The organism is Methylobacterium sp. Leaf361 (assembly GCF_001424445.1).
Taxonomy (GTDB): Bacteria; Pseudomonadota; Alphaproteobacteria; order Rhizobiales; family Beijerinckiaceae; genus Methylobacterium.
Map to the genome: position 1 here is coordinate 1 of NZ_LMPY01000059.1, position 7,883 is coordinate 7,883.

At 72.8% G+C, this 7,883-nt stretch carries 14 protein-coding genes; 9 read left to right on the forward strand and 5 right to left on the reverse strand.

Annotated features, from left to right (window positions below):
* The first annotated feature begins 500 nt into the window (after positions 1 to 500).
* The 4 genes from ASG32_RS28070 (at position 501) to ASG32_RS28080 (ending at position 2,397) form a co-directional block, all read left to right on the forward strand.
* Positions 501 to 995, forward strand: coding sequence for a GAF domain-containing protein (locus ASG32_RS28070; RefSeq protein WP_056532861.1), 495 nt, complete (start codon positions 501 to 503; stop codon positions 993 to 995).
* 114 nt (positions 996 to 1,109) lie between these two features.
* Entirely contained in the window at positions 1,110 to 1,259 is a 150-nt protein-coding gene (locus ASG32_RS34635) for a hypothetical protein (RefSeq protein WP_020096531.1), read from the forward strand.
* 105 nt (positions 1,260 to 1,364) lie between these two features.
* Positions 1,365 to 1,589 carry a hypothetical protein gene (locus ASG32_RS28075; RefSeq protein WP_056532844.1) on the forward strand — a complete coding sequence of 75 codons (225 nt, stop codon included), beginning with the start codon at positions 1,365 to 1,367 and terminating at the stop codon, positions 1,587 to 1,589.
* Positions 1,590 to 1,938: 349 nt separating this feature from the next.
* Complete coding sequence (locus tag ASG32_RS28080) at positions 1,939 to 2,397, forward strand: MucR family transcriptional regulator (RefSeq protein WP_056532846.1); 459 nt, start codon at positions 1,939 to 1,941, stop codon at positions 2,395 to 2,397.
* A gap of 76 nt (positions 2,398 to 2,473) precedes the next feature.
* On the opposite strand, the gene ASG32_RS28085 is transcribed toward ASG32_RS28080, so the two are convergent.
* Entirely contained in the window at positions 2,474 to 2,731 is a 258-nt protein-coding gene (locus tag ASG32_RS28085; protein ID WP_056532864.1) for a hypothetical protein, read from the reverse strand.
* A 122-nt stretch (positions 2,732 to 2,853) separates the two neighbouring features.
* Here ASG32_RS28085 and ASG32_RS28090 point away from each other — a divergent pair, with 122 nt between their 5' ends.
* Entirely contained in the window at positions 2,854 to 3,102 is a 249-nt protein-coding gene (locus ASG32_RS28090; RefSeq protein ID WP_020096527.1) for a hypothetical protein, read from the forward strand.
* 29 nt (positions 3,103 to 3,131) lie between these two features.
* Complete coding sequence (locus ASG32_RS28095; protein WP_026605481.1) at positions 3,132 to 3,410, forward strand: hypothetical protein; 279 nt, start codon at positions 3,132 to 3,134, stop codon at positions 3,408 to 3,410.
* A 10-nt stretch (positions 3,411 to 3,420) separates the two neighbouring features.
* Here ASG32_RS28095 and ASG32_RS35720 read toward each other — a convergent pair whose 3' ends face one another.
* Positions 3,421 to 3,549 (reverse strand): hypothetical protein, encoded by a 129-nt coding sequence (locus ASG32_RS35720; RefSeq protein WP_020096525.1) that lies wholly within the window; start codon positions 3,547 to 3,549, stop codon positions 3,421 to 3,423.
* Positions 3,550 to 3,895: 346 nt separating this feature from the next.
* On the opposite strand from ASG32_RS35720, the gene ASG32_RS28100 reads away from it, so the two are divergent.
* From ASG32_RS28100 to ASG32_RS28110, 3 genes are all read left to right on the forward strand, one after another.
* Positions 3,896 to 4,438, forward strand: a complete 543-nt coding sequence (locus tag ASG32_RS28100; protein WP_056532849.1) for a DUF3016 domain-containing protein — start codon at positions 3,896 to 3,898, stop codon at positions 4,436 to 4,438.
* 181 nt (positions 4,439 to 4,619) lie between these two features.
* Positions 4,620 to 6,110, forward strand: a complete 1,491-nt coding sequence (locus tag ASG32_RS28105; protein ID WP_056532852.1) for an HWE histidine kinase domain-containing protein — start codon at positions 4,620 to 4,622, stop codon at positions 6,108 to 6,110.
* Entirely contained in the window at positions 6,107 to 6,472 is a 366-nt protein-coding gene (locus ASG32_RS28110; protein WP_042672258.1) for a response regulator, read from the forward strand. Before ASG32_RS28105 ends, ASG32_RS28110 begins: the two co-directional genes overlap by 4 nt.
* Before the next feature lie 103 nt (positions 6,473 to 6,575).
* Here ASG32_RS28110 and ASG32_RS28115 read toward each other — a convergent pair whose 3' ends face one another.
* The 3 genes from ASG32_RS28115 to ASG32_RS35440 form a co-directional block, all read right to left on the reverse strand.
* Positions 6,576 to 6,773 carry a hypothetical protein gene (locus tag ASG32_RS28115; protein WP_056532855.1) on the reverse strand — a complete coding sequence of 66 codons (198 nt, stop codon included), beginning with the start codon at positions 6,771 to 6,773 and terminating at the stop codon, positions 6,576 to 6,578.
* A 45-nt stretch (positions 6,774 to 6,818) separates the two neighbouring features.
* Positions 6,819 to 7,364, reverse strand: a complete 546-nt coding sequence (locus ASG32_RS35435) for an autotransporter outer membrane beta-barrel domain-containing protein (RefSeq protein ID WP_056532858.1) — start codon at positions 7,362 to 7,364, stop codon at positions 6,819 to 6,821.
* Between the two features lie 5 nt (positions 7,365 to 7,369).
* Positions 7,370 to 7,883 (reverse strand): autotransporter outer membrane beta-barrel domain-containing protein (locus tag ASG32_RS35440; RefSeq protein ID WP_244492264.1); only part of this gene is annotated, 514 nt, incomplete at its 5' end.

Sequence of the window (7,883 nt, forward strand, 5' to 3'; positions counted from 1 at the left end):
GCGCGGCGCGGCAGGTCGGCGGCCGAGGCGGCGCCGGTCAGGAGAGGCGCGGCGCGGCAGGTCGGCGGCCGAGGCGGCGCCGGTCAGGAGAGCCGTAGCGGCGCTCGCGAGCAGAAGCTTCTTGATCATCTGGTCCTCTGTCTCCCGTTGGACGGGATGTGTGCGGGGCGGACAGGACGTCAGGATGTGCGGGCGCGATAGTGCATTGTTGCAACAGCGCCGACGGGGGTCCGGAGCCGGTGGACCGAAAGGTGCGCTGGAGCACATCATCGCGGCGTCGTGATCCGGTGTCGCGGAACTATTTCGCGACTTCTGTCGCGGAGTTCCGCCGCGACGACCAATATGCGCACGCTGCGACCGCACATCTCCGCGCGCCCGATCCCGTCGGCGAAACGCTTGATCCAGGTTGTTGCCCACCGCGCCGGTGCCCGACAGACTTGTACAGCGGCGCCGCATGGGTCGTTGCCCGATCGATCGGAGTGCTCGCGGCCGCGTCCCACATGGATGAACTCTCCCTGGATCCCGCCTCGGGTCTGGTTCGGGCCGCCCACCGCCTGGCGACCGCCCGGTCCCTGGAGGACACGGTCGCGATCCTGCGCGAGACCGCGCGGGAGATCGCGGGCTCCGACGGGATCGCGGTGGTTCTGCGCGAGGGCGACGCCTCCTTCTACGCCGCCGAGGACGCGATCGAGCCGCTGTGGCGCGGCCGCAGGTTCCCGCTGACGGCGTGCATCTCGGGTCGCGCGATGCTCGACGACGCGACCATCGTGATCCCGGACATCGAGTGCGATCCCCGGGTGCCGCTCGCCCTCTACCGCCTGACCTCAATGCGCAGCCTCGTGATGGTTCCGATCGGCTCGCCCGAGCCCGTCGCCGCACTAGGCGCCTACTGGTGCGCCTCGGTCATGCCGGACGACGCGACGGTCCGCCGGCTCGAGGATCTGGCCCGGCACGCGGCCACCGCCCTGGCGCGGCCGCGCTCGGCGGGATCGTGACGGTCGCGGCCGCGCGGGTCCGCGGCCGCAGGATCCCGTTCCGGCCGGGATCGATCGGCCGTCCCGGCCGTTCCCCGCCCTCAGGCCCCCGCACGGAAGACCCAGACCCGCCACATGAAGCGCCTCACCCTCATCGGCATCTTCATCGTCCTGCTGCTCGCCATCGTGGCGATCGCGGCCACGTGGTCGAAGGTCACGCCCGTCAATCCGGCGGTCGCGCCGGACACGTCCGCGACGCCCAACCCCACCGGCGAGCGGAAATGAGGCCGCGCTGACGCATCGCCCGGCACGCCGGTCCCGGCGACCGCGCCGGGAACATGCGGCGACCTCCCGCCTTGGCCCTACACGAAGGACCGCAGGGAGAGACGGATGGGACAGGATGTCGACGCCGCACGCGAGGCCCTGGGGACCGTCCCGCCGGGCCGGCCGGCAGCCCCGGAGAAGCGGGCCGACCCGGCGGCCGGCGGCAGCGGTCCCCACGCCCCGGGCCCCCTTGATCCCGGCTCCGACGCGGCGCCGGAGAGCGGCGGCTACGACACCCGACCGCCCGCGCCGCAGTCCGACAACCGGAAGGGCGGGTACGGCGCCGGCTGAGGCGCGCGAACCCCCTTCATCCGTCCATCGCCCTCAAGGCGCGGCGCTTTGCCTGTGCCGGCGCGCGCGGGTCGCCCGTCGAAGTCGCCTGCGGGCGCGCGGGGTCGTTCGGCGGCGCTGATCGGCGTCGTTCGAGGCTGTCGCGCGGTCAGCCGGGTCACCCCCGTCCGGACGCGCCGAGATCCTCTGCGGTCGATGCAGACGTGCAACGAACGGCGCACCCGTCGGCCTCCGCACGGCGCGAGAAAATCTAGAGATATTCATCGAGTCTTCGTTCTATATTTACGCTGTTTAAACCCTTGCCGCGCCCAAACCGTGGGAACGTAAATCGCTCGCTGGAAGTCCGATCATGAATGAGACCTTCGATGAGACATCCAACACCTTGGCCGTGATGACCGCCGAGCTTGTGGCCGCCTACGTGTCGAACAATCCGGTGCCGGCCGCGGAGCTGCCGGCCCTGATCGCACGGGTGCACGGCGCGATCAGCGGACTCGTCGCCGGGACGCCGACGGCGCAGGCCGGCGCGGCCCCGCAGGCCGAGGTCGAGAAGCCGAGCGCGGCCCAGATCCGCAAGTCGGTCCGGCACGACGGGATCGTCAGCTTCATCGACGGCAAGCTCTACAAGACGCTGAAGCGCCACTTGGCCAGCCACGGCCTGGATCCGCGCAGCTACCGCGACAGCTACGGCCTGCCGACCGACTATCCGATGGTTGCCCCCGGTTACGCCGAGCAGCGCTCCGCCCTCGCCAAGGCGATCGGCCTCGGCCAGCCCGGCGCCATGGCGCGGCGCGGCGGCACGGACCACTGATCCCCGACAGGCGCGTCGCCGCCCGGGCGGCGAGACCGCCGGCTGCCCGGCCGACCGCGCGGGTATCGCCGGGCGGTCAACCCTCCGGGCCGGCGCGGCGCTGCTCTCGGACCCCGCCCGCCCCGGTGCGGCCGCGGGCGTAGCCCAGCGATATCAGCCCGCCCTGCCGGGCGAGGCGCCGCTCCAGCGCGTCGAGATCGACCAGAGCGTCCGCGATGGCCGCGACGAGCGCGGTCCACGCGTCACCCTTCGCCGCCCTGTGATAGGCCACGGCGATCGTCTCGGCTTCCCTGAGACGAAACTCCGCAGGGGCCACCTCGGGATCTGGGTGCATCGTCGTCCGAATCCGCATAGAACATATCACGAACAAAGCGCATCGGCGCGGTGGGTTCAACCGCGGATGCGCCCCGTTCTCGGATCGCGGTGGAGTGCTGTGGATTGATCGAGGGAAGCTCAATGCCGACGCGGCTTTACCGCTTCCACTGCACGGACGGCCACGAGCTGGTGACCGACCTGCGCGGCAGCCGGTTTCCGAACGCGGCGCAGGTGCGGGCCCACGCCGATCGGGTCGCGCTCGCGCTGATGGAGCGGGTCGTGGAGCGGTTCGACTGGTCGGGCTGGCAGGTCGAAGTCTACGACGCCAAGGGCCGTCGGGTCTGGATCCGGGCCTTCCCGGATGTGTGCGTCGACAGGCGGGCCGCCTGAGACGGGTGGCCGAGCAGAAGGAGAAGCAGATGGCGTTCAAGCCGAGATCCGCCGCCGAGACCAAGGCGCGCGACCTGGGTCTGGCCCTGGCCCGGATCGCCGAGGACGCGGGCACGCCGGCCCATATCGGCGTCGACCGCTTGCGGCGCGCGAGCCCCCGGCTGACCCCGCTGGCGGTGGGTCAGATGGTGCGCCGGGAGCGGGACACCGTCGAGGCGACCCTGGCCGAGCGCGGTCTGGCGCTCGTCGACTATTCCGATCAGGGGCCGGGTCGCGGGATGGAATTCGTCATCGACGCGGCGGCCTGAGCGGCGCGGGTCAGGCCGCCGCCGGGCGGCTCCGCAGAAGGCGGCCGACCAGGCGGAACGGCAGGAGCGGCAGCTTGATCAGCGCCGTGACCACCAGCACCGCCACGACGGTGAGAAGCGCGAGAACAGAGTTCATCATGCGCGTCGGACTCCCATGACCGGCTCGCCCCTCGGGCCGGGAGCGCTACGAGGCGCCCGGATCACGGCGAGACTATGGACGGTCGGGCGCCATTCGGTCGAGGCTGTGTCAAAACCCGAACGCTATCGGCCCTCGTAGAAAAACGTTCTCTCGAAGCAGGGTGACATCGGGCTAAGGGACCTCGTGTTGCCATTTGTTCTACGGTTTCCCAGCACATCCGAGTTTTGACACAGCCTCGGTCGCAGCCGGACATCCGCGCGGGGCACTGGATACCGGGCCCCGTTCGGGCGGTTCTTCCCGGCAGGCCTGCCCCGGTCAGGCCGCCACACGCGGAGAGGAGTTCGGTATGCGCACGCGTCTCGCCGGAAGATCGGCCGCGCTCGCGGCCGCGGCCGCGCTCTCGGTGATCGGGTCATCCGCGGCCCCCGCCCGGGCACAGCCGGCGGCACAGGCGCAGGTGGCCGTGCGCTACGCCGCGCCGGAGCGGTTCACCGATGCCGAGAACCGCTTCGGCTCCGGGCAGCCGCTCCGGGTCACCCTGGCCGAGCTGACCCGGATCTTCACGGATCTCGGCACGGCGCGGCTCCGCCCCGACGAGCGTCTCGACATCACGGTGCTCGACGTCGATCTGGCGGGCTTCGACCGGCCCGGCTTCGCGACCCCGACCGGCCTGCGGGTCGTGACGGACGCCACGCCGCCGCGGATCCGCCTCGCCTACAGCCTGCGTCGCGGCGGCCGCACCGTGGCACGGGGCGCGGACACGGTGACGGACATCAACTTCCTGCTGACGTCCAATCCCCGCTTCTCCACCGGCGGCCTCTACTACGAGCGGCAGATCCTGCGCGACTGGTTCGCCCGGCGCTTCCCGGAGCCCGCGGGCCGCGGCTAGAACCCGTCTGCCGGCCCGACGACGCGACCGGGCCGGAGCCGGCGGCGCCCCTACCGGGCAGAGGAGCGGTGTAGTAGCGTCGGCGTGACCCGCACGCCGGGCCGGCCGACCCGACCGGTCGCGGACCGGGCTTCCACCCTCTGCGCTCGCTCGAGCCGGAGTCTCACGAGTCGGTCACTGCATGAGCGAGGCCCGCATCTTCTCGGCCGGCTGCAGCGAACTCGCCGACCTCGTCCGGAGCTTCGACTGGGCGAGGACGCCGCTGGGTCCCATCGCCGACTGGCCGCAGAGCCTGGTCTTCGCGGTCAGCACGCTGCTGCAATCGCCGGTGCCGATCGTGCTGCTCTGGGGCGAGGACGGCATCATGATCTACAACGACGCCTATTCGGGCTTCGCGGGCGGCCGCCATCCCGAGCTCCTCGGCTCGAAGGTGCGCGAGGGCTGGCCGGAGGTCGCCGACTTCAACGACAACGTCATGCGCGTCGGCCTCGCCGGCGGGACGCTGTCGTACAAGGACCAGCAACTGACCCTGCACCGCTACGGCCGGCCCGAGCCGGTCTGGATGAATCTCGACTACTCGCCGGTCTTCGGGGAGGACGGGCACCCGGCCGGGGTCATCGCCATCGTGGTCGAGAGCACCGAGCGGGTTCTGGCCGAGCGCCGCCTGCGCGCGAGCGAGGAGCTGTTCCGCACCCTCGCCCAGGGCATCCCCCAGCTCGTCTGGCGCGCCGCGATCGACGGGGCCTGCATCTGGTCGAGCCCGCAATGGCACGCCTATACCGGGCAGACCGACGCGACGAGCCTGGGCTGGGGCTGGCTGGCGGCGGTCCATCCGGACGATGAGGCGGTCGCCGCGGCCGCGTGGCGCGAGGCGCCGGTGAGCGGCCACCTCTCCTTCGAGCACCGGCTCCGCAACGCCGCCGAGGACCGGTTCTGCTGGTTCCAGACCCGCGCCGCGCCGGTCCGCGACGCGCAGGGCCGGATCGTCGAGTGGCTCGGCACCTCGACCGACATCGACGATCTGCGCCAGCTCCAGGAGCGGCAGCAGGTCATGGTCGCCGAGCTGCAGCACCGGACCCGGAACCTCCTCGGCGTCGTGCGCTCCATCGCCAAGCAGACCATGGCCCAGACCGGGCCCGGCGAGACGTTCCGGCAGCGGTTCAACGATCGCCTGTCCGCCCTCTCGCGGGTCCAGGGCCTCCTCTCGCGCTCCGATCAGGAACCGATCACGCTCCGCTCCCTGATCGAGACGGAACTCGCCGCCCTCGACGCCCCGGCCATGCCGGCGCGCATCCGGCTGCACGGACCCGTGGTGCGGCTGCGCAAGGCGACGGTGCAGACCTTCGCGCTGGCCCTGCACGAGCTCGCCACCAACGCGCTGAAATACGGCGCGCTCACCACCGCGCAGGGACGCCTGAGCGTGACGTGGCGGACCTACCGGGCGGACGACGGCGGCGGCCGGCTGCTGGTGGAATGGGTGGAGGAGGGTCTCGTTCGCGGACCGGAGCTGGCGGACGCGGCGCCGCGGGGCGGCTACGGGCGGGAACTGATCGAGCACGCCCTGCCCTACGCCCTGAAGGCGACGACCAGCTACGAACTCGGCGCCACGGCGCTACATTGCTCGATCAACATCCCGCTCCCCGAGGGAGAAGCCGCAGGCAACCCCGCATGACCTCGAAACCACGCGCGCTGGCCGGCAGGCGGGTCCTGCTCGTCGAGGACGACTACTTCATCGCCGTCGATCTCAAGTCCGGCTTCGAGGAAGGCGGCGCCCAGGTGCTGGGTCCGGTCGCGAGCGTCGGCGAGGCGCTGGCGCTGATCGCCGGCACGACCGAGATCGACGCCGCGGTCCTCGACATCAACCTGCAGGACGAGCTGGTCTATCCGGTGGCCGACGCGCTGCACGCGCGCGGCGTGCCCTTCCTGTTCGCCACCGGCTACGATCCGGTCGCCGTGCCCTCGCTCCACGGCGCCGTCGCGCTCTGCCAGAAGCCGATCGACCCGCAGGTCGTGGCGCGGGCGCTGTTCGGCTGACATTACCCGGCTGTCAGTGGCGCGAGCCGAGGCGGCGCGGCGGATGTTTCCCGTGAAACATCCGCGCGGGCATCGATTCTCGCGCCGCTGCCGGCGCCGCGCGTCAGCGATCCCCGAAGAGGCGCACGATCGCACCGGCGGCCAGCCACAGGCCTCTCAGGAGCCACCAGACCAGCCGGCCCGCCTGGACCAGCAGCTCGACGGCTTCGAGACCGTCGAGCACCCGCCGGAAGAAGCCGCGCCGGCGGGCTGCCGGTGCGGGCTCGGTCGGTGGCTTATCCGGGCCGTCTCTCCCGCGCATGCGCGCCTCCGGACCACGGCGCCGGCCGGGTAAAGGCGGCGCCCCTCACCACGCGGCCTGGAGGCCGGCGGTGAACACCTGGGCGGTGGCGCCCGGGCGGACGTCGCCGGTATAGCCCACCGACAACCGCACGCCCTCGGCGACCGCCCCCGTCAGGCTCACCCCCAGAACCGCGCCGTCCCGGCCCAGCGCGCTCGTCCGGCCCGCGAATGGGGCCCCGAACACGCTCGAGCGAACCACCGCCGCCGTGTCGGCCAGCTCGTGCGCCCAGTACGCCCGACCCTCCAGGCGCAGGTCCGGAATGCCCGCCAACGCCCAGCTCGTCACCCGCCCGCCGACCAGGCTGCGCGCCGCGTCGAGGTCGGCCACCGCGAAGCCCTGCCCGCCGAAGCCCTGCCCGACCAGACCGCCCCGCTCGGACACACGGCCCCGCGTCAGCCGGTCGTAGCTGAAGCCCACCTCCGGCACGACCTCGACCGGCAGGCCGGTCGCCAGCGCGTAGCCGGCAAAGCCCGACACCCCGCCGTTCCAGCCCGACGACAGCCCGGACGCCTGCGACACCGCCGCGCCCAGCGCCACCGTCCGGTCCACCCAGCCTAGCCGGCAAAGCCCGACACCCCGCCGTTCCAGCCCGACGACAGCCCGGACGCCTGCGACACCGCCGCGCCCAGCGCCACCGTCCGGTCCACCCGACCGTCCGCGTACGACACGCCCGCCGTGCCCCGCAGCACCACCGCGCCCAGCCGCGTGCTCGCGTACAGCGTCCCGCCGTAGCTGTCGGTGGTGAACCGACCCAGCCCCGCGCCCCGCGACGTGCCGCCCGCGCGCAGGTAGCTGAACGCCCCGCCCACCTGCGTGTCCGCCCCGACCTGGCGGTCGACGCCCATCAGCAGCCCGCCCGCGTCGAACCCGGCGCCCGCCGCAGCCCGGTCGCCGGCGCGCGCACCGAACCCGTACAGCGCGTCGGCCCAGACCCGGCCCTCGCCCACCGCAAGCGGCGCCGCCGCCGCCCCGGCGCCGCCGCGCACCTGCAGCGCCGTGCGGTTCGGGCCCGGGCCCGGATCGCCCGCGCTGAACGCGCCCGCGCCCCCGCCCAGCCCGCGCTGGTGC

Excerpts from the sequence above, each read along its gene's own strand:
- ASG32_RS28080 (WP_056532846.1), top strand. The coding sequence starts at position 1,939 with ATGAATGAGACCTTCGATGAGACATCCAACACCTTGGCCGTGATGACC.
- ASG32_RS28110 (WP_042672258.1), top strand. The coding sequence starts at position 6,107 with ATGACCTCGAAACCACGCGCGCTGGCCGGCAGGCGGGTCCTGCTCGTC.
- ASG32_RS28115 (WP_056532855.1), bottom strand. The coding sequence starts at position 6,773 with ATGCGCGGGAGAGACGGCCCGGATAAGCCACCGACCGAGCCCGCACCG.
- ASG32_RS34635 (WP_020096531.1), top strand. The coding sequence starts at position 1,110 with ATGAAGCGCCTCACCCTCATCGGCATCTTCATCGTCCTGCTGCTCGCC.
- ASG32_RS28095 (WP_026605481.1), top strand. The coding sequence starts at position 3,132 with ATGGCGTTCAAGCCGAGATCCGCCGCCGAGACCAAGGCGCGCGACCTG.
- ASG32_RS28075 (WP_056532844.1), top strand. The coding sequence starts at position 1,365 with ATGGGACAGGATGTCGACGCCGCACGCGAGGCCCTGGGGACCGTCCCG.
- ASG32_RS28085 (WP_056532864.1), bottom strand. The coding sequence starts at position 2,731 with ATGCACCCAGATCCCGAGGTGGCCCCTGCGGAGTTTCGTCTCAGGGAA.
- ASG32_RS28100 (WP_056532849.1), top strand. The coding sequence starts at position 3,896 with ATGCGCACGCGTCTCGCCGGAAGATCGGCCGCGCTCGCGGCCGCGGCC.
- ASG32_RS28105 (WP_056532852.1), top strand. The coding sequence starts at position 4,620 with ATGAGCGAGGCCCGCATCTTCTCGGCCGGCTGCAGCGAACTCGCCGAC.
- ASG32_RS35720 (WP_020096525.1), bottom strand. The coding sequence starts at position 3,549 with ATGATGAACTCTGTTCTCGCGCTTCTCACCGTCGTGGCGGTGCTGGTG.
- ASG32_RS28090 (WP_020096527.1), top strand. The coding sequence starts at position 2,854 with ATGCCGACGCGGCTTTACCGCTTCCACTGCACGGACGGCCACGAGCTG.
- ASG32_RS28070 (WP_056532861.1), top strand. The coding sequence starts at position 501 with ATGGATGAACTCTCCCTGGATCCCGCCTCGGGTCTGGTTCGGGCCGCC.